We start from the raw sequence: 19,871 nt of genomic DNA on the forward strand, positions 1-19,871 counted from the left end.
CATGCGGCGCTTAGCATTTGGCTTATTATTAGGATGCCTAAGCGCCTTATTGTTGCCGACTCTGCCTCTCAAGGGGTGGAGTATTGTCTGTGTAGTCCTAGGCTGTTTAGGTGTTATCTACAGCCTAATACTGTCACGCTTTCAACCTCTATTCCTCATACTGAGTACGGCCTGTATCGGCTGGGGCTATAGTACTGTCAGTGCTCATCACCTACTCGAACAACGGATTCCTAATAGTTGGGAGGGACAGGATATTACCGTGACGGGGCAGGTGATTGATCTACCGAGTTTTGACGGACAGAATACGCGCTTTACCTTTGCGGTGCAGAGTGCCAAACCCATAGACCCTAAGCTTCCTGCTCACGATTTGGGACGGATTAAACTTACCTGGTATCAGACTAAAGCGCTGGCTGTGCAAGCAGGCGAGGTATGGCAATTACGTATTCGTGCTAAACGTCCGACGGGGTTTATCAACCAGCATGGCTTTGACTATGAGCGTTGGCTAGTGACTGAGCGTATTAGTGCCACGGGCTATGTACGTGACAGTGATTTTAATCAACGTTTAACGGCTCCTAGTCTTGTCAATATTGATGCACTACGGGCGCGGATTAAAGCAGCCCTCGCACAGGTTTTACCGGACTCCAAGGTGTTGGGTTTACTACAAGGTTTAGCCATTGCCGATCAAGACGCGATTAGCACCGCGCAGTGGGATCTATTGCGTAATACCGGAACCATTCACCTGCTTGCGATTTCAGGGTTACATATTGCGATGGTGGCAGGGTTAGGTTGGGTTTTGGTGTGGCTGATCGGCTGGGTTTACCCTAAGCTTTGGGAGCGTATTCCAGCACAAATAGTGGCGAGCTTAGTCGGAGCCGTGTTTGCTACCGGCTATAGTTTATTAGCAGGGTTTAATATTCCCACCCAGCGCACTTTGATTATGATTGTCGTGGTGGTGTGGTTATTAACAAGGCGCACCCGTTGGCCTTGGTCAATGATGTTAGCGGCGGCTTTAATGGCGGTCTTGCTGTTTGACCCGCTAGCACCCTTGACGGTGGGGTTTTGGCTGTCATTTGGGGCGGTGACTTTATTAGTGTTACTAGCCCAGCGTGAATCGAGCCGCCCTGAGCTGAAAGAGCATTGGATTATAGTGTGGCTTAAGCTGCAATTAGGTATTGCGCTGTGCATGCTGCCTTTAACCGCAGGCTTTTTTGGTATGGTGTCGTGGGTGTCGCCACTAGCTAATTTAATTGCGGTGCCCGTGGTGACGATGTTAGTCGTCCCCCTACTATTGCTGGGCTTACTCATAAATCCGCTGTGGTCGGATGCGAGTGTTTATCTGTGGCTGATGGCAGAGGTGGCCTTACAGTACCTCATGCAGGGTTTGGAATATCTAAGCACTTTGCCCTATGCAGTACAGTTTTTAGCGGTAGTACCTTGGTATGGGTTAGCAAGTGCAGGCGCAGGCGTATTATTGCTCATTATGCCGCGAGGCATGGTGGGGCGCTGGTTAGGTGTTATTTTATTACTGCCACTATTTACTTATCAGCCTGAGCGTCCGGCTTGGGGAGAGGTACGTTTAAGTGTATTAGATGTGGGGCAGGGGGCGGCTCAGGTCATTCAAACCCAATCGCATACTATGGTAGTGGATGCAGGGGCGCGACTGGATGAGTTTGATTTAGGTAAAGTAGTCGTGTTGCCGTGGTTACAAGCACAGGGTATTCAGTACTTAGATAAACTATTGATAACACACGCTGATAATGATCATAGCGGTGGAGCCGCAGCGCTATTGACGGCCTATCCTGAAACGCTGGTACAAACCAATGCCGCTGAATTATTCCCTCGTCGCGTGTTGGAGTCTTGTTTTATGGGGCATAGTTGGCAGTGGGACGGGGTGAAGTTTGAGGTGCTGTCGCCCGCTGCTCAGGATACGGCTGCAAAGGATAATGACTTATCCTGTGTGCTCAGAATATCGAATGAGTACCATAGTATTCTGCTAGCCGCCGATGCAGAAAAGGCGGCTGAGCAGCATCTGCTGGAGCGCTTCGGAGCGACCTTAAACAGTGAGATCTTAGTGCTGGGGCATCATGGGAGTAAGTCATCCACGAGTGCTGAATTTCTAACAGCGGTACAGCCTCAAATAGCCTTGATTAGTAGTGGCTATCGTAATCGTTATCAGCATCCACACCCCTCTGTATTAATGCGTTTGAAGGAGCGCGGCATCCCCTATTTTAATACCGCTAGCGGAGGTGAGTTGCATTTAAGTTTGCCGAATAGGGAGTCTAGGGTGCGAGTGATTCAGGAGCGTGAAGAGCAAAAGGCGTGGTGGCGGCGTTAATAAGTACTTACCTAAACTGAGTTTTCCAAGCCTGATACTCCGAAGGTCGTAGCCGATACCGTGCAATATTTCCTTCATGTAAGCTCATTAACTCAATTTCCACTACCTCGATAAAACGGCGTTGCTCTCCATTACTCAACTGTGTTCGAGCTACTGTTTGTACATAGTTAGTAGATTTTATTTTGTCCCATTGTTCCATTACAATGTGCCGAACCGTTTGCTTAATCAAATCTCGATATTTCATTTGAAAGGGATCAGGCTCACCTAAACTTTGCCTGACTGCTGCATAGCGAGCACTAGAGCGTTGATAAGCCCATACAAATACATCACGTAATAGTTCCCAATGATTTAATTCATATACTGCCAATATCGCATCAATATAGGCTCGCTCTGGTACATCAATAAATGATAATGGTGCTAAGTTACATCGAATTAAAGGAATATTAGCTGCTAAACGTGAAACTCGCTTATTAACATCCTCAAAAGGCTGTAAATAAGGCAAATGTACCATAACAAAAAAAGATTGCTCAAAGGGATCTTTAATAGCGGCTGCCGTATCCAGAATCTGATCAAAACACTCTTCAATTAATTGAGGTACTTCTAAAGGAAGGTAGGTCGTCTGTCCTATGCCGACTGGAATAAATCGTAAACGCCCGCAGGCTAAAGGATCAGCCAATAAGCCCTCAGATAGCAAGCCATGTAAATTTAAAATGGTATAACGATTAAATCCTAAGTCTGTATGACTATCTAATAAGAATTCAATAGCCGCTTTGTGATTCAAAATCATTTGTGTTTCAAATAAGGTTTTGCCCTCCGTACTTTGACCCAGTTGTAATAAACGCTCTGTTTCTAATAGTGAATAAGTATTGCCCTCTAAACGACTGGAGTTCCATGATAAATCAACTAATAAGCGATTGAATACTTGCCGCGCATACGTGCCTGCGGGTTGTTCTAGTACTTGAGTTTGTCCGATTTGCTTTAAGTAGTGCCGAGTATTATCTGGTAAGTAAAACGTTTCATTAGGACGATATTGATCTAGAAAATGCCGTTGATAGCCTATGGGTTGACGCAAGGTTTGGGGTTGACGCATGGCTTGCTTCAACCTTTCTCCTTCCTTAGAGAGGGGTAATAGGTAATCATCTGTTACTGTATCCTTAGCGTGAGATACAGGGACCATGGTTTGATAGTGTCGAGTACGCTTATTACCAATGCTCTGAATAGCGCCTATAGCCTCTAGGTTTTCTAGGCGGCGTTGTAGTGTACGAGTGTGCAGGGTAAAGGGTAGCTGCTGTTGGATTTGCGTCAGTGTTAGGCTGGTGGTATTAGCTTTTAATAATTCTAAAATGAGCTTATTTTGTGCGGCAATATCTATTTGAGTCATCTTCGTAAAGAAAAGTGTCGTAATGAGGCCATTATAGCTCAATTACGACACTTTTTGTCGTGATTGTGTCGTAACCATATGCAAAAATGAAGTTCTACTTGAACTTTGCATAGAATATTAAGCTATATTTAAAGGACAGTTTATGGCGCAAGAAAAGCCAACAGAGATAGCAACCGATGCACTAGAAAAGATAGATACTGCAACACTTATTCAATTGGTTTTGGCGGAGCATCGCACTGCATTAGCCACTTTGCGCACAGGGATTGCAATTTTAGTCTTGCCTATGAGTGTGGTGAGCTTTTTAATTGCGACTTCGCGTTATTACACCAGTGCGAATGAGCTGCACCTATTACTCCCCCTATTATTGTTGAGTGTAGCGATTATGTTATTAGGCTGTTATTTGGTGCTGAGGTCGGTGAAGCGCATGCATCAACATGAAAAACTGATTGCTAAGATTAAGTGTGAGCATCCTGCGATACAGCGCTATTTGGATTAGGGCGCTATTCAATCCCTGATTGTAAGGCAAGTTGAATCCTTGCTTTGCAGCCCGCATACTATGCGCCCTAATGAAACGCGACGGTGCAGTGCAATGGCAGGCAAGATTTATATTGAAACCCACGGATGCCAAATGAATGAGTACGACTCCGCCAAGATGCACGATGTACTCAAACAAGCAGACGGCATGGAATTAACCAATGATCCGACTCAAGCAGATGTATTATTGCTCAATACCTGCTCAATCCGTGAAAAAGCTCAAGAAAAAGTATTTTCTCAAGTCGGACGTTGGCGTTCGATTAAAGAGGCTAACCCTAATGTCATTATTGGCGTAGGCGGCTGTGTCGCTAGCCAAGAGGGTGAGGCTTTGCGTCAACGTGCACCTTTAGTGGATGTGGTATTTGGCCCGCAAACGCTCCATCGTTTGCCGGAGCTGATTAAGCAAGTGCGCACTACCCATAAGCCCGTGGTCGATATCTCTTTCCCCGAAATTGAAAAATTTGACCACCTACCAGAGCCACGCGCTGAAGGGCCTACGGCTTTCGTATCCATCATGGAAGGGTGCAGCAAATACTGTACTTTCTGCGTAGTGCCCTATACCCGTGGTGAAGAGATTTCCCGCCCCTTTGATGATGTGATTAGCGAAATTGTGCAACTTGCCGCGCAAGGGGTACGTGAGGTAAATCTCTTGGGGCAAAACGTGAATGCCTATCGTGGGCGTATGCACGATGGTGAGATTGCCGATTTAGCCCTTCTTATTCACTATGTAGCCGCGATTGATGGCATTGAACGCATTCGCTATACCACCTCGCATCCGAATGAATTTTCCGAGAGCTTAATTCAAGCCTATGCCGATGTGCCGCAATTAGTGAATCATTTACACTTGCCAGTGCAATCCGGTTCGGATCGCATTTTAGCGGCCATGAAGCGTAACCATATGGCGCTAGAATACAAATCTAAAATCCGTAAATTACGCCAAATTCGCCCCACTATCAGCCTCTCCTCAGACTTCATTATTGGTTTTCCGGGGGAAACTGAGGCTGATTTTGAGCAAACCATGAAGCTGATTGAGGATATTGGTTTTGACCATAGTTTCAGCTTTATCTATAGCGCTCGTCCGGGTACACCGGCTGCGAGTTTGCCCGATGATGTTTCGCAAGAGACTAAAAAAGCTCGTTTACAGCGCTTACAAAGTCGTATTTTAGAGCAAGCTCATGCAATTAGCGCGGCTATGGTCGGTACAACACAGCGGATTCTGATTGAGCGCACCTCGCGTAAAGATGAGCAACAAATCGCTGGGCGTACCGAAAATAATCGCGTGGTCAATGTCGATGGCCCCGCGCGTTTAATTGGGCGCTTTGTGGACGTGATTATTACCGAAGCCTTACCGAACTCATTACGGGGGCGTATTGTGGCGGTGGAGACAGACGAATTGAATATGCAAATGATGCCGGTGGCATGAGACGTGTATCTCGTTTAGTCTTAGTAGGAGCAGGGCACGGACACCTCAGTGTGTTGCGTGCTTTGTCCGAAATAACCCTCTCGCCTGCCACGGAAGTGGTGTTAATCAATCCCGATTTATATCAAACCTATTCCGGTATGCTGCCGGGCTGGATGATGGGGTATTATACCCTAGAGCAATGCCAGATTCGCTTAGAGCCTTGGATAAAACGTGCAAAGCTCTATTTTATTCAAGATCAGGTCATAGGCTTGGATGCTAATCATCAAATACTGAAATTAAAAAACCACTCTGACCTAGATTACGACTGGCTATCGATTAATACAGGTAGTCAAACCCAATTAGGGAGCTGGGCTAATGATTCAGTGATACCGATTCGCCCACTCAATGATTTTATTCACGCTTGGCAAGCCATACGTGAAAAACAACCTCCAGTTTTAACCATTATTGGTGGGGGGGCTGCGGGCATTGAATTAGCATTTGCAGCAAGAGAAGCCTTACCTGAGACGCGTATTTGTTTGGTGGCGAGCCATTTATTAACTGGGCACTCAGAGGGTGTGATTAATAAAACTAAATCCCTTTTAGAACAGCTTAATATTCAATGGTATCAGAGTAAGGTCGAGCGTTTAGTGGGTAATCGTGTAGAGCTAGAGAATCAAACCCAGTGGAATAGTGATGCCACTATTGCCGCGACAGGTGCTAAAGCGCCGGACTGGTTGCAGAACACAGGCTTGGCATTAGCACCCGATGGTTTTATTCAAGTTAATGCCTATCAGCAAAGCGTTTCTCATCCTACGGTGTGGGCAGTGGGGGATATTAGTTCAAGACCTGATACTCAGCGCTCTGGGGTGCATGCAGTAAAAGGTGGGGAGGTATTAGCCCATAACCTAGTGCAATTGCTCACTCGATACCCCGCCCGTTTCCAGCCCTATCGACCGCGTAAGCGCTCTTTATATTTATTAGCCTGCGGTCAACATAAAGCCATTTTATCATGGGGGCGTTTTTGCCTACAGGGACATTGGGTATGGCGCTGGAAAAATAAGATTGATACGGGGTTTATGCGGACTTGGTTGTAGTCTTTAATATCCGCTACTTTGGCTTAAGTACTGAGTGAATAATCCCCATTTAAGTAAAACCACTTACCCTTTTCTCGAATAAAGTGACTAGTCTCCTGTAATTGCTGAATTTTACCTTGCTGAGCAAATTTAGCGATAAACTCTACTAATCCCTGTTCATCCTGTTCCTTACCCAGTTCGGTACGAATAATGTCTAAACCTAGCCACTCAACTGCATCAAATGAGCGTAATTGTTTGAGAGTAGGGCGAGTACTGTTATGCCAAGTTTTGTGTAAATAATCAGCATTTTGTTGGACGTAAGCACTATAGCGTGAGCGCATTAATTGTTCAGCCGTTGTGGCTATTTTTCCATCATGAAAGGGGCGGCAACAGAGATTATAACTAAGACCGGACTGGCAAAAGCATTGCATATTTTTTCATCAATCTAAAAAATAATTAATTGAGTGTAGCGCTAGAGTGGTGATTTGCCTAGAGGTCTAGAAGCGAGTGCTAGCAAGGCTTTGGTGGGCATTAAAGTTTAATCCCTATAGTTTTTAATCAATAAAAATAATAGAGGATTAATAAATTTAGTTTGAATAAAGTTGCAAGCCTAACTAAAAGGCAAGCTTGAAAGTCAATGACTTACATAAAATTTAGTAGCGATGCGTTAAGCCAAAATGTTTGTAATTTAACCCATCCATCTATACGTAGGTCATATTTGTCAACCACAATGGAAGAAGTCTCAGTCTTATGGACAGGATTAATGTTTGGGCGCTAGCCTCCGTGCTAGCTGTTGCTATTACTTTTATTCCGGTACTTAGTACACCTACGCAGGCAGCTAGTAAAAAAAATGCTCAGCGTACAAACCATCAAGTAGCTAAAGTTCATAAAAAATCTCGATACACGAAACGGGTAAAAAACAAAAAAAGAACACAAAGAAGAGCACAAGGGGGCGGCGGAGGCGGCTGTCAAACACTAAACCATGCTACCTTACGTAATAAGGCAGAGAATTATTCTAGCAGTATTGCTAGTGCCTCGCGTAAGTATGGCGTCAATCCTAATTTAATTGGTGCCGTGATCACGATTGAAAGTTGTTTTAATAGCCGTGCGGTAGGCACCTCTGGTGAAAAAGGGTTAATGCAATTAATGCCGGCTACGGCGCGACGGTTTAATGTCACGAATGGCTTTAATGTTTGGCAAAATGTCCACGGCGGCACCAAATATTTAGGCTATTTATTAGATCGTTATGATGGACGTACACCGCGTGCAGTCGCCGCTTATAATGCGGGTGAGGGCAATGTGAAACACCATGGCCCGATTCGTAACCAAGCCTATGTTAATAAGGTCATGACGGCGTATAACAAATTCGCCGGGAGTGGTTTTGCATCCAATCTACGCGGTGTAAATCATTTGGCTAAAGAAGAGGATACCCCTAATAGAGCCACTAAGGGCATGCAAAAAGCCACCTTATTGGCAGATTTAGGGGTGCGTGCTAGACGTACAGGGCGAGGAAGCCGTTTAGTGCGTCAACGGTCTTCAGCGCTGCAAGCTCGCAATAATACCGCTTTACCTTGGGCAGATATGGAAGAGGTAAGGGATAGAGCGCGGGGTAATCGTCGGGCGTTTCGTGGTGCAACACAGGGTACTCATGCTGTAAAAGAAGGCGATACCGCCTACAGCATTGCACGAGCTAATGGTTTATCTGTATTGCAATTAGCGCGTTTAAATGGTTTACGTGATCCGCATGAAATTATGCATGGACAGGTATTGCGTTTACGCTAAGCGCTTTGTTTTAGTTCGCTGAGTTTTTATTGTATTCTCATTCATAATGGATGGGAGTACTTTCGAGTTTAGTAGATAATTTAAATCTCAAGCCATTTAGTAAGCGCTTTTTGAATACGTTTACGAAATAGATCAACCTTTTCAGTAGACAGCCGTTCAGCTTTGTAAAGTGATAGCATCTTAAATCGACAGGTTGGTGCGCAAGTATGCAAAAGTGCTATTTTCAAAACTCGGTATACAGGTTTTCGTAATACCAGATAGTCTACCCACCAAGGCGATCCTAAAGATGTGATGGCCAGTGTATATCGCAGGTTATAAAGTTTAGGCTTTATTGCACCTAAATCCCTTGCATGATCATAGGCGATGCTAGGGGCCCATACACGGTCAAACCATCCCTTTAAAATAGCAGGGAAGCCAAACCACCATGTAGGAAAGACTAAAACCAGTACTTGTGCTGAGAGTAGACGCTCTATCTGAGCCTGAAGCTGTGAAGCATCAAATACTGGGGCATAGTAAGTTTGGCGTTCCGTAATGGTAAGCTCAGACGAAAACCCATGCTGATAAAGATCTTCAACCTCAACCTCATGACCTGCATCTATCAAGCTTTGAATAGCAGATTGTGCTAAGGAGTGGCATAGGCTATCGGTATTGGGGTGAGCGATTACAACTAAACATTTCATATGATAGGTGATCTCTTAGTTATATGCTTATGCTGGTTAATAGGCTGCTGGTATTGTGACGTAGGTTGGCATGATTCACCAGCAGAAACTAAGCCTTAAACCACTTCTCTTAAAATCTGCTACAATGCGCCACCTTTTTAGCTTTGTACTCACGCCATGTCTGCCTTAAGCCTTACTACTATCCAGCCACCGATTGCTAAACCTTTGTTTGAATTCCCAAAATATTGGGCAGAGTGCTATGGCACCGCAGAATACTTGCCCATGTCGCGCAAGGAAATGGACAAGCTCGGTTGGGACTCCTGCGACATTATTATAGTCACGGGTGATGCGTATGTGGATCATCCCTCCTTTGGGATGGCGGTGATTGGGCGCGTCTTAGAGGCACAAGGCTTTCGCGTCGGTATTATTGCCCAACCCGATTGGCAATCTAAGGATGCCTTCATGGCACTGGGTAAGCCGAATCTATTTTTTGGTGTCGCGGCGGGTAATATGGACTCCATGATCAACCGCTACACCGCTGACCGTAAAATTCGCTCCGATGATGCCTATACACCGGGCAATATAGGCGGCAAACGCCCTGATCGTGCCTCGATTGTTTATTCCCAACGCTGTAAAGAAGCTTATCCGGATGTACCGATTATTCTAGGCGGTATTGAGGCCTCATTGCGCCGGATCGCTCACTTTGACTACTGGCAAGAACAAGTGCGCCGCTCGATTTTAATCGATTCTGCGGCTGATTTATTGCTTTATGGTAATGCCGAGCGAGCGGTAGTCGAGGTAGCCCATCGCTTAGCTGCGGGTGAGTCGATGGAAGTGATTACGGATGTGCGGGGTACCGCGTTTATACGCCGTGGATCGCCAGAGGGCTGGATGGAAATTGACTCCACCCGTGTCGATCAGCCGGGGAAAATTGATCGCATTATCAATCCTTATCTCAATACTACTGAGATGGATGAGTGCGAAATTGAAAAGCGTAATGTGCAATGGTTTGAGTACCAAGACCCGCGCTCTAAACGTCCGGATGAGCATAAACTCACCTTCCATCCGCGTGCGCGTCTAGATCGGGCTAAAACCGTGATTCGTTTGCCCTCGTTTGAAAAGGTCAGCAAAGATAAAATTCTCTATGCCCATGCTAATCGAGTGTTGCATCTCGAAACCAATCCGGGCAATGCCAGAGCCTTGGTGCAAAAGCATGGTAATCAAGATGTGTGGATGAATCCGCCACCGATACCGCTTACTACACCCGAAATGGATCATGTGTTTGGGCTGCCGTATGCGCGTTTACCGCATCCTGACTATAAAGGTGAGCGGATTCCTGCCTATGAAATGATCCGTTTTTCCGTGAATATTATGCGTGGTTGTTTTGGGGGCTGTACCTTCTGTTCGATTACCGAGCACGAAGGGCGCATTATTCAAAATCGTTCGCGCGAGTCGATTTTGCGTGAGGTAGAGGAGATCCGCGATAAAGTACCGGGCTTTACTGGCGTGATTTCAGATTTAGGGGGGCCGACGGCGAATATGTATCGCTTGGCCTGCAAAGACCCGAAAATCGAAGCCTCCTGCCGTAAACCGAGCTGTGTCTATCCGGGGATTTGCCACAATCTCAATACCGATCATGCCGAGCTAAAAGCCTTATACCGCGAGGCTCGTACCTTACCCGGTATTAAGAAAGTGCTGATTGGTTCGGGGTTACGTTATGACCTAGCTGTTAAAGACCCTGAGTATGTCAAAGAACTAGTCACGCATCACGTCGGTGGCTACCTCAAAATTGCCCCTGAGCACACCGAAGAAGCGCCCCTGTCTAAAATGATGAAGCCGGGGATTGGTGCTTATGATGATTTTAAGCGTCTGTTTGAAAAGTACTCCAAAGAGGCAGGGAAAGAGCAATATTTAATCCCTTACTTTATCGCCGCACATCCGGGCACGACCGATGAGGATATGCTCAATCTCGCATTGTGGCTAAAGAAAAATGGTTTTCGTGCCGATCAAGTCCAAGCCTTTTACCCCTCGCCGATGGCCTCAGCGACCACGATGTATTACACAGATAAAAATCCATTGCATCAGGTCACTTACAAAAGCGAAAAAGTCCATACCGCCAAATCCCCCGAACAACGCAAATTGCATAAAGCCTTTTTACGTTGGCATGACCCGAAAAATTGGCCTTTATTGCGTAAAGCGATTGCCGATATGGGGCGGCAGGAATTAATTGGTGACGGTGAAAATCAATTAATCCCCCACTATAAAAAAGGTGAGGAGGATTTAGAGTATGTATCACACCGCCGCAAGAATAGTGATAAAGCCCATCAAAAACGGGTAGAGGCAAGAGAGCAGAGTAAGCAAGCCGCAAAAGGGAATAATGCCAAAGGTAAACAACCTCAAAAAGGAACACTGTTGACTCAGCATACGGGGTTGCCGCCTAGGCCAAATAGTAAAAAAAATAGAGTGAGCTAGTACAGTGGGTGCTGGTCTGAAGCTGGTAAAAATAGGTTTTTTTCATAGGCATTACTGCTTAGACTAGTGCCGTCCTTTTGTTTGTTAGCAGAATATAAAACCCCATGACCCAAAAACTCGAACTCACTTGGATTGGCAAAGATAAACGTCCTCGTTTGGAGCCGCGTATCCTGTTGGAAGACCCTACGAAGTCCTATCACGCTGCTGCTCGTGTGAGTGAGGCGGATCAGTTTGATAATCGTTTGATTTTTGGGGATAATTTATTGGCGCTGCGGGCGTTGGAGAGTGAGTTTACGGGTAAGATCAAATGTGTGTTTATTGACCCGCCCTATAATACGGGTAGTGCGTTTACGCATTATGATGATGGGCTGGAGCATTCTATTTGGTTAGGGTTGATGCGGGATCGGCTGGAGATTATCCGGCGGTTGCTGTCTGATGATGGATCATTGTGGATTACTATTGATGATAATGAATGCCATTATTTGAAGGTGATGTGTGATGAGATTTTTGGTCGGCAGAACTTTATTTCATCGTTAACTTGGATGAAACGTGTTTCTCCTGCTAATGATGCTAAGTATTTTAGTTCAGATCATGATTACATTCTTGTTTACGTAAAAACAAAAGAGTTATGGGGCTTGAATCGCTTGGAAAGAACAGAGCAACATAATTCTTCTTATAAAAATCCTGACAATGACTTAAGAGGGGCATGGAACTCTGTTACATATACAGGTAATAAAAACAGAACAGAGCGTCCAAACTTATATTATGCGATTAAAAACCCAAATACAGGGGAAAATATCTATCCACCTGATACTTTAACCTGGAGATATGGTTATGAGACTCATATTAAAAATGAGAAAGAGAACCTCCTCTATTGGGGGAAAGATGGGAGGTCAAAAACCCCACGATTAAAAAAATTTTTAGATGATGCTGATGCAGTTGTTCCAAGAAGTATATGGCCTTACTCTGAAGTGGGTAGTACTCAGAGTGCTATGACTGAGCAAAAGGTTATGTTTCAGAGTCCATTTGCAACCCCAAAACCAGAGCAATTACTAGAGCGAATTATTCATATTGCGACGAATGAAGGCGATTGGGTACTAGATTCCTTTGCAGGCAGCGGTACAACCGGCGCAGTAGCCCACAAAATGGGTCGCAAATGGATCATGGTCGAACTAGGCGAACACTGCCACACCCACATCATCCCGCGCCTGCAAAAAGTCATCGACGGCACCGATCAGGGCGGCATTAGCCAAACAGTAGACTGGCAAGGCGGCGGTGGCTTTCGCTATTACAAACTCGCACCCTCCCTACTAGAGCGCGACCGCTGGGGCAATCTCACCATTAACCTCGCCTATAACGCCGCCATGCTTAGCGAAGCCCTATGCAAACAACACGGCTACACCTATGCCCCCTCCGAAACCCTATTCTGGCAACAAGGCTATGCCAATGAGCGCAGCTTCCTCTATGCCACCACACAAAATCTATCCTTAGAACAATTACAGATACTAGCCGAAGAAGTCGGCGAACAACGCTCCTTATTGATCATCGCTGCTGCTTGGCGTGGCATCAGTGGCGAAGAAGCCAGCCGTCGCTGGCCTAACCTCACCCTGAAAAAAATCCCCAACAGCATCCTCAACCTCTGCGAATGGGGCAAAGACGACTACAGCCTCAACGTTGCTAACTTGCCGATGGCACAACCTGAGCCAAAACCATCGACCACAAAACCCACCACGAAGGCAGCCAATCCGCAGCAAACTAGCTTGTTTGGGGGGGATGTATGAGTGATTTGACCAATGCTGAGCTGATTATCCGTATTCGCGATATTTGGGAGGCATCACGCCAACAAGTGATACGCTCAGTTAATTCTGCTCATGTCTGTGCGAATTGGCTAATTGGTAGACAGATTGTAGAAGCTGAGCAAAACGGCGAGCAACGCGCTGAATATGGCAAAAACTTATTAAAAACACTTTCAAAACAACTCAGTACCGAATACGGAAATGGCTTCTCAGTAAGTGCTTTGCAATATATGAGAGCATTTTTTTTGGCCTATCCTGCTCTACTGCCAATTCAACACGCAGTGCGTGTTATTTCTCTTGAATCAGCACCAACCGATGCGACTTGGCAGCCCGGCAAGCTTCATGTGGGTTTATCATGGACGCACTACCGCACCTTGTTAAAAGTTGAGCGGCAAGAGGCGCGTGATTTTTACGAGATTGAAACCATCCGCAATGGCTGGTCGGCTCGACAGCTAGAGCGGCAAATTGCCTCATTATTGTTTGACCGTTTGCTGAAAAGCCGTGATAAGGCTGGGGTGATGGCACTAGCTAATCAGGGCTTACAACCAACTCGCCCACTAGATGTGATCAAAGACCCTTATGTATTAGAGTTTCTGAATCTACCCGAAGCTACTCAATGGCATGAAAGCGAGTTAGAGCAAGCATTACTGGCTCAATTACAAGCTGAGTTACAACGTGAATTAAACCAATTTGCGGCGTTGCCGAAAGAAGAAACACTATGACACGCCAACAAACCTTACATGACATTAAAACCAGCCTATCCCTACGCTCACCCCAAGCCGAATCCCTGCAAAAACTGGCTACTGCACTAGATGTTGCTCCTGCGTTACTACAAACAGGCGAGCGCGACCTTAGCGCTATCCTCTCTAGTTTGAAACAGCAATTTCCCACCTTGGAAGATTTCGAGCGTGAATTTCCCTCGCTGTGTTTTGCATTGGCAACTGGGGTGGGTAAGACGCGCTTAATGGGAGCCTTCATCACCTATTTGCATCTAGCTTATGGCCTCAATAACTTCTTTGTACTCGCGCCTAATCTAACGGTCTATAACAAACTGATTGCCGATTTTACCCCTAATACACCCAAATACGTGTTTAAGGGGATTCACCATTTCGTATTCCAGCCCCCAGAAATCATTACCGGCGATAATTACGACTATCGTGCAGCACAAATACAGAGCAGTTTGCTTTCACCTGTCACTATTAATATTTTTAATATTGCCAAGATCAATTCAGAAGTGAGAGGGGGCAAGGAGCCACGCATCAAGCGCATGAAGGAAGTGCTGGGTGATAGCTATTTCAACTATCTCGCCAATCTACCCGATTTAGTCATGCTCATGGACGAATCGCACCGCTACCGGGCTAGTGCTGGGGTACGCTCTATTAATGAGCTTAAGCCCTTATTCGGCCTTGAACTCACCGCCACTCCATTCGTGGAAACCAGTCGTGGCACCAGCGCTTTCAAAAATGTGGTAATGGATTACCCACTAGCACGGGCTATGGTGGATGGTTTCGTCAAGGAGCCTGCAGTTGTCACTCAACGTGGTTTTACAGCTACTGATTATTCAGCCGATGAAATCGAGCATATCAAGCTGGAGGATGGTATTCGTCTACACGAAATCACCAAGGTAGAGTTGATGACCTACGCTCGTGAAAATAATGTACCTATTGTCAAACCCTTTATGTTGGTAATTGCACGGGATACTACCCATGCAGCGCAATTGCTTGCAAAGGTTCAGACCTTGTTTGATGGGCGTTATCAGGGTAAGGCCATTCAAGTGGATAGCAGTAGGTCAGGTGCGGAAGAGGAGGAAATGATTAACCGACTGCTAGCAGTGGAAAGTGTTGATGAACCAACTGAAATCGTCATTCACGTCAATATGCTTAAGGAAGGTTGGGATGTCACCAATCTCTACACCATTGTGCCATTGCGTGCTGCTAATGCTCGTACTCTAATTGAGCAGTCGATTGGACGCGGTCTACGCTTGCCCTATGGCAAACGTACGGGTAATGCCGCCGTTGACCGACTCAATATTGTTGCTCATGACCGCTTTCAAGAAATCCTTGATGAGGCTAACCGAGGTGATTCACCCATTCGCCTCCAGCGCGTGATTTTGGATGCGCCAACGCCAGACGATAAAAAAATAAGCATTGAAGTCCCATCCAATATTGGGGTTATGATTGATGATAGCATTTATTTCAAAATGCAACGGAGGGCTGAAACGGCTGCAACAATTCCGACCCCTGAACCCCTTTTCAAAACCGAAGCAGAGCGTGAAGCTGCCCGTGTTGTAGTCGATGTGGCGGCTGGCTATGCGGTTAAGCGGGAGCTTGTTCCTACTAGTCAAGCGCTGCTACAGCCCGAAATCCGCCACGCGATTCAAAAGGACGTTAGCGAGCGCCTGACCCCGCAACAAGGCGCATTATTCACGGCTGAGAATGCTCCCGATCTTGCCGCCATTGTTGCTAAAACTACAGCTATTATGGTACAGCAAAGCATCGATATTCCCCGTATTTTGGTTAATCCTACCGGCGAGGTGGAAACTGGCTTTCACCCGTTTAAACTGAATGTTAGCGGTCTGCACCTGCAACCTGGTGAGCGTGAGCTGGTCGGGCAGATGCTGCGTACCAACAAACAATTCTATCTCAAAGCCGATGCAGGCAAACAGGAGCAGCGGCTGGAGGATTATGTCGTATTTGCCCTGCTTGATTACGATGATATTGACTATTTTAGCCAGAAGGAAATCCTTTACGATCTTGCTGGGCAAATGGTGACGCATCTACGCTCCTATCTATCGGAAGAAGAAGCACATAACGTATTGAACAAGGATCGTCACCTGATTGCCCGTGAAATTCATGCTCAGATGCTCACTCATTTCTGGGAAAGGGCTAGTAGTTATGAGGTGCAGGTTAGTCGAGGTTTCACACCACTGAAAACATGTAATTTTACTACTTCCGCTAATCAGCCCTTATGCTTTTACCGAGAAACTGTACTAGAAACTAGCCGTATCAAACAGATGCTGTTTGGTGGTTTTGAGCGTTGTCTATATCCTGCCCAGAAATTTGACTCTGATACAGAGCGTCGTTTTGCTATTTTGCTAGAACGGGATGCACAAAAGTGGTTTAAGCCAGTGAAGGGGCAGTTCCAGATTTACTACAAGCAAGGAAGTGAGCAGCCAGAGTATGTACCTGATTTTGTCGCAGAAACTGATGATGCTATTTTAATGGTAGAAACCAAGGCTAGGACAGACATAGATTCTCAAGAGGTGCAAGCTAAGGCCGATGCAGCGCGTCGCTGGTGTCAGCAAGCATCCACTTATGCACAAGAGCAGGGAGGGAAAACGTGGTATTACCTGCTGATTCCACATGACGAAGTGAAGGAGGATAAGAGGCTAGTGGATTTCCTAAGATTTCAGTAATGAAATATAAGAGGTCATAAACCTAAAATGAAGATAGGGTGAGCAAGGCTATTTCTTCTAATAGCTGATTTAATGAAAAAGGTTTTTGTAGAAATATAATCTTATTTTTAGAAAAAAGATTATTGAGAGTTTCGGTTTTTTTCAAAAAACCAGTCATAAAAATAACAGCAATATCAGGCCATTGTTGGCGTACTGAGTTAATAAACTGCACGCCATCCCCATCGGGTAAATTCATATCCGTGATAATGACATCAAAATGCTGCTGTAATAGGTTTCGCGCTTCTGCCAAGCTATGAGCTTTTTGTACCTGATAATTATGATCTAATAAAAAAAGCTCTATTAATTGAGCATAAGTGGTTTCATCCTCAAGGAGTAAAATAGAGAGTGCTTGGCTCATGGTACAGCTCTACTTAAATATTGATTAAATAAATCCTCTAAACACTGTAATAAGTGATCAAGCTTTTTACTAATGATAGAGTTAGAACACTCCGTAGCCTGTGGTAAGGCTAATAAAAAAGTACAATCATTAGAAACTATCTCCACACCTAATAACTCAGCAACACCATAAAGCTGATGAAGAATTCTTTTAATCTGAATAGTATCACCTGCCTGATTAGCTAGAGTAATACGCTGATGGTAATCCTTACAAGAATTAAAGAAGCTACATAATAACTCTAAATAAACGCTCTCTGAATAGCCAATATTCTTCAAGCCTTTATCAATATTAATACCAGTAATCTGTTCTATGTTTTTTAGCATAAGTTCTCTTTTTAACGTGTCCGAGTAAAGTATTGAGCTAACTTATTTGCACTTAACGAGGGGCTAAAATAAAAACCCTGAACAAAATCACACTCATGTTCTTGTAAAAATAGTAGTTGTTCTTTAGTTTCTACACCTTCAGCAACAATTTTAATATTTAAGTTATAGGCCAATGAAATTAAAGATTTCAGAATTTGATTGTTTTTTTCACTGCTAAATATTTCTGCGACAAATAGCTTATCTATTTTTAATACATCAAACTGAAAGCTTTTTAATAATTTCATAGAGGAGAATCCTACTCCAAAATCATCAATAGCAAACTGAATGCCTAACTGATGCAATTCTTCCAAAGCTTTAAAACTGCCAGGTGAGACATTGATGAGTGAGTTTTCAGTAATTTCAAGAGTAATTTTATGAAAAGGGATATTGTATCTTATTAGAGGTGTAGTGATTTTGTGTAAAAAATCTTTTTGTATGATTTGTTCTGCACACACATTAACAGAAATACTCTTAAAGTCTAGGTCTTGTATCATCCACTGATGAATTTGCTCACAAACTTTATTCAGCACAAAATAAGAAATATCTTTAATAAAACCTATTTTTTTGGCACTTTCTAAAAAGTCATCTGCTTTTAGCTTCCCACTAACAGGATGATTCCAGCGTATTAAAGCCTCTGCTCCAATATACTCTTGTGTTTGAGTAGAAAATTGAGGCTGATATTCTACAAAAAAACTATTATTAGCCAATAAAGCAGGGAGTTTATGCTTAATTTCTAACTCTAGACCGTGTATTTTAGCTAGGTACTCATCGTATAGATAATAATTGCCTGCTCGGTTTTCCTTGGCTTTATATAATGCAAGATCAGTGCGACCTAAAATATCCTCAGTACTCAAGTGTTTATCATCACAAATACTAACACCGATACTAACCGTAATATTAAGCTGTAGTCCAGAATTAAATTGATAAGCAGCATTTAGTGATTCGGAAAGATTAGCGACTAACTGTAATAGTTCTGTTTTATCTTTAAAACCATTAATAATCAAACTAAACTCATCCCCACCGAGGCGAGCTATTTTTTCCTTGGCAATGCTAGAGGCTAATAAACGTTGAGCAAGCATAATCAGTAGCTCATCACCCGTAATATGCCCATAGCCATCATTAATTTGTTTAAAATAGTCAATATCCAGTAATAAAATAGCAAATAGTTGATTAGAAGATTGTAGCTGGATCAGTTCCTTTTTTAAGAGCATCATGAATAAGGCTCGATTAGAAAGGCCGGTCATTGAATCTTTATAGGCTAAGGCATAGAGTCGTGATTCAATTAGTTTACGTTGACTGATATCGCTAAAATTAATGAGAATATGAGATTTACCGCTCTTATCCATCATGGGTCTAGAGCGAAATTCTACTGGAAAGCCACGATGATCTTTGTCATACCATAGTGCGTCAGAGGAAAATATTTCTTTATGAATAGAAATAGGGTTTCCTAGAACATCTATAGTGCCTAGATCGTGATTCAGTGGATAAAGATTTAGGTTTTCACCTTCTAACTGTTCAGTATAGTGATAGCCTAATAAGCGTAATGCGGTATTATTAGCCTGTAAACAAACCCCCTGAGCATTAACAATAAGACTGCCTTCTTCTAAGCTACTGACTACACCACTCATATCACCTTTAACCAAAAAATGATTGGCTTCATCTAATGCTTGTTTTATTTTATGTAAGTTTTCTGTTTGTGTTACAACAGCATGCTCTAAGGTACATCTTAACCAATACATATTTCTATGCTTTTGTAAGCGAGCTAATAAGACCTCTGCCTCAAAAGGTTTAGTTATATAATCAACTCCGCCGGATTGAAACCCCGCTATTTTATCTTGATCTTCCCCTTTTATAGTAATAAAAATAATGGGTATGTTTTTTGTACTAGGCATGCTTTTGAGTCTTCTACATATCTCAAAACCATCCATTTCGGGCATCATAACGTCCAGTAAAATAATATCAGGACGTTCTTTTTCTATAATTTCGATGCTTTTTAAACTATCACTGCAGGTTATAACTTGATAGCCTGATTTTTTGAGTAAAATTTCCAAAAACCGTAAAATAGTTTTTTCATCATCAACGGCGAGTATCTTGGTCATACCGAGATCTGGCTTGCTAGGGATAGAGGTAAATATTGCGTTCATTTCCATAAATGAATCTAATCGTAAACGTTTCTATTAAGCTTTAGTTACTAAAACCAAGAAAAGTATTAAAGTTAATTTTA

The 19,871-nt window shown here is 44.0% G+C and carries 15 protein-coding genes; 9 read left to right on the top strand and 6 right to left on the bottom strand.

Annotation, left to right across the window (positions count from 1 at the left end; translation table 11 throughout):
* Position 1: 1 nt before the first annotated feature.
* A complete protein-coding gene (locus A3IK_RS0117025) occupies positions 2-2,335 on the top strand; it encodes a DNA internalization-related competence protein ComEC/Rec2 (protein WP_020561179.1) in 2,334 nt (777 codons plus the stop codon).
* 7 nt (positions 2,336-2,342) lie between these two features.
* Here the strand turns inward: A3IK_RS0117025 and A3IK_RS0117030 are convergent, their stop codons facing one another.
* Positions 2,343-3,716, bottom strand: coding sequence for a Fic family protein (locus A3IK_RS0117030; protein WP_020561180.1), 1,374 nt, complete (start codon positions 3,714-3,716; stop codon positions 2,343-2,345).
* 142 nt (positions 3,717-3,858) lie between these two features.
* On the opposite strand from A3IK_RS0117030, the gene A3IK_RS0117035 reads away from it, so the two are divergent.
* The 3 genes from A3IK_RS0117035 (at position 3,859) to A3IK_RS0117045 (ending at position 6,746) form a co-directional block, all read left to right on the top strand.
* Positions 3,859-4,212, top strand: a complete 354-nt coding sequence (locus A3IK_RS0117035; RefSeq protein WP_020561181.1) for a hypothetical protein — start codon at positions 3,859-3,861, stop codon at positions 4,210-4,212.
* 93 nt (positions 4,213-4,305) lie between these two features.
* Positions 4,306-5,673, top strand: coding sequence for a tRNA (N6-isopentenyl adenosine(37)-C2)-methylthiotransferase MiaB (miaB, locus tag A3IK_RS19900; protein WP_040849527.1), 1,368 nt, complete (start codon positions 4,306-4,308; stop codon positions 5,671-5,673).
* Positions 5,670-6,746 (top strand): FAD-dependent oxidoreductase, encoded by a 1,077-nt coding sequence (locus A3IK_RS0117045; RefSeq protein WP_020561183.1) that lies wholly within the window; start codon positions 5,670-5,672, stop codon positions 6,744-6,746. Before miaB ends, A3IK_RS0117045 begins: the two co-directional genes overlap by 4 nt.
* 23 nt (positions 6,747-6,769) lie before the next feature.
* Here the strand turns inward: A3IK_RS0117045 and A3IK_RS0117050 are convergent, their stop codons facing one another.
* Positions 6,770-7,156: a YchJ family protein gene (locus A3IK_RS0117050; protein ID WP_026221039.1), complete on the bottom strand. Its 387-nt coding sequence runs from the start codon at positions 7,154-7,156 to the stop codon at positions 6,770-6,772.
* A gap of 319 nt (positions 7,157-7,475) precedes the next feature.
* Here A3IK_RS0117050 and A3IK_RS20590 point away from each other — a divergent pair, with 319 nt between their 5' ends.
* A complete protein-coding gene (locus tag A3IK_RS20590; protein ID WP_020561185.1) occupies positions 7,476-8,507 on the top strand; it encodes a transglycosylase SLT domain-containing protein in 1,032 nt (343 codons plus the stop codon).
* An 80-nt stretch (positions 8,508-8,587) separates the two neighbouring features.
* Here A3IK_RS20590 and A3IK_RS0117060 read toward each other — a convergent pair whose 3' ends face one another.
* Entirely contained in the window at positions 8,588-9,187 is a 600-nt protein-coding gene (locus A3IK_RS0117060) for an NAD(P)H-dependent oxidoreductase (RefSeq protein WP_020561186.1), read from the bottom strand.
* A 156-nt stretch (positions 9,188-9,343) separates the two neighbouring features.
* Here A3IK_RS0117060 and A3IK_RS0117065 point away from each other — a divergent pair, with 156 nt between their 5' ends.
* The 4 genes from A3IK_RS0117065 (at position 9,344) to A3IK_RS0117080 (ending at position 16,849) form a co-directional block, all read left to right on the top strand.
* Positions 9,344-11,638, top strand: coding sequence for a YgiQ family radical SAM protein (locus A3IK_RS0117065; RefSeq protein ID WP_051081585.1), 2,295 nt, complete (start codon positions 9,344-9,346; stop codon positions 11,636-11,638).
* A gap of 104 nt (positions 11,639-11,742) precedes the next feature.
* Entirely contained in the window at positions 11,743-13,419 is a 1,677-nt protein-coding gene (locus A3IK_RS0117070; RefSeq protein WP_020561188.1) for a site-specific DNA-methyltransferase, read from the top strand.
* Positions 13,416-14,156 carry a DUF1016 N-terminal domain-containing protein gene (locus A3IK_RS19910; protein WP_020561189.1) on the top strand — a complete coding sequence of 247 codons (741 nt, stop codon included), beginning with the start codon at positions 13,416-13,418 and terminating at the stop codon, positions 14,154-14,156. Before A3IK_RS0117070 ends, A3IK_RS19910 begins: the two co-directional genes overlap by 4 nt.
* Entirely contained in the window at positions 14,153-16,849 is a 2,697-nt protein-coding gene (locus tag A3IK_RS0117080; protein WP_020561190.1) for a DEAD/DEAH box helicase family protein, read from the top strand. The genes A3IK_RS19910 and A3IK_RS0117080 overlap by 4 nt, the downstream gene beginning before the upstream one ends.
* Before the next feature lie 22 nt (positions 16,850-16,871).
* On the opposite strand, the gene A3IK_RS0117085 is transcribed toward A3IK_RS0117080, so the two are convergent.
* From A3IK_RS0117085 to A3IK_RS0117095, 3 genes are read right to left on the bottom strand one after another with little or no spacing between them, the layout of a single operon-like run.
* Positions 16,872-17,246, bottom strand: coding sequence for a response regulator (locus A3IK_RS0117085; RefSeq protein WP_020561191.1), 375 nt, complete (start codon positions 17,244-17,246; stop codon positions 16,872-16,874).
* Positions 17,243-17,608 (bottom strand): Hpt domain-containing protein, encoded by a 366-nt coding sequence (locus A3IK_RS0117090; protein ID WP_020561192.1) that lies wholly within the window; start codon positions 17,606-17,608, stop codon positions 17,243-17,245. The genes A3IK_RS0117085 and A3IK_RS0117090 overlap by 4 nt, the downstream gene beginning before the upstream one ends.
* An 11-nt stretch (positions 17,609-17,619) precedes the next feature.
* Positions 17,620-19,797 carry an EAL domain-containing response regulator gene (locus tag A3IK_RS0117095; RefSeq protein WP_020561193.1) on the bottom strand — a complete coding sequence of 726 codons (2,178 nt, stop codon included), beginning with the start codon at positions 19,795-19,797 and terminating at the stop codon, positions 17,620-17,622.
* Positions 19,798-19,871: the final 74 nt, after the last annotated feature.

Origin of the sequence: Thiofilum flexile DSM 14609 (genome assembly GCF_000380185.1) — a bacterium.
Lineage (GTDB): Bacteria > Pseudomonadota > Gammaproteobacteria > Thiotrichales > Thiotrichaceae > Thiofilum > Thiofilum flexile.